1 protein-coding gene and 1 pseudogene are annotated in these 718 nt (G+C 72.0%); one reads left to right on the top strand and one right to left on the bottom strand.

Features of this window, described 5'->3' with window-relative positions; all coding sequences use genetic code 11:
- Positions 1-30: 30 nt before the first annotated feature.
- Positions 31-555: a hypothetical protein gene (locus tag BHU15_RS36695; protein ID WP_255293305.1), complete on the bottom strand. Its 525-nt coding sequence runs from the start codon at positions 553-555 to the stop codon at positions 31-33.
- A 67-nt stretch (positions 556-622) separates the two neighbouring features.
- Here BHU15_RS36695 and BHU15_RS41905 point away from each other — a divergent pair.
- A pseudogene (locus BHU15_RS41905) lies at positions 623-718 on the top strand (aldo/keto reductase); the annotation flags it as partial.

Here is a 718-nt window from a genome sequence, read left to right as displayed (position 1 = left end):
ACTCTGGGACACGGCCGCCGACCTCGAAACCTACCTGCGCGGCGACGTCCCCCACCTCGACGCGCGGTCCCGAGCGATCCTCACCGAGCTGGCATCGGGCCGCACGGACACCTCGGCGGCCGTGTCCCAGAGTGCGCGGAACATCGAGTGGACGCCGTCGACCAGGGTCGGGGACGTCGTCACCGTGTACTCGCGGCCGGCGGAGGTCTCACGGCCGGCCAGGATCATCACCCGGCGGTCGATCAGGATCGTCTCGTGCGGCAGCCGCGAGCCGCTGATCCGTACGAGCGCCCCCGCGCCCCGCACCTGCCGCAGGTGGGCCCGCGCCTCCTCGTCGGCGAGGGCGACCGGGCTGAGCAGTTTGCGGGTCGTGAAGCCGGGGGCGTACGCCCCGCTCATCCGGGCCCGGACCGCCTGCCTCGCCGCCGGCTGCGACCACGTCCTGAGGTCCCGCGCGGCGCACACGAACTCGCTCTCCGCGGATTCGAAGAGATGCCCGGCCCGCGCGACCAGCTCCGCGTCCCCTCGTACCGAAAACACGTGTTCGTTCCGCATCTCCTCAGTCTGGCACCAAGCTGCCACCCGCTCGCCGGACGTCGCAGCCGCCCGCACCATGGGTTCTATGACGACCAAGACCTTCTCCCTGGGCGGAGACCTGACCATCAACCGGCTCGGCTTCGGCGCCATGCGCCTGGCCACCGGCACCTTCGACGGCCCG

The organism is Streptomyces niveus (genome assembly GCF_001723055.1).
In the GTDB taxonomy this organism is placed as follows: Bacteria; Actinomycetota; Actinomycetes; order Streptomycetales; family Streptomycetaceae; genus Streptomyces; species Streptomyces niveus.
The sequence above is the reverse complement of the archived record's forward strand: the minus strand, read 5'-3'. Positions and strand labels throughout refer to the sequence as shown.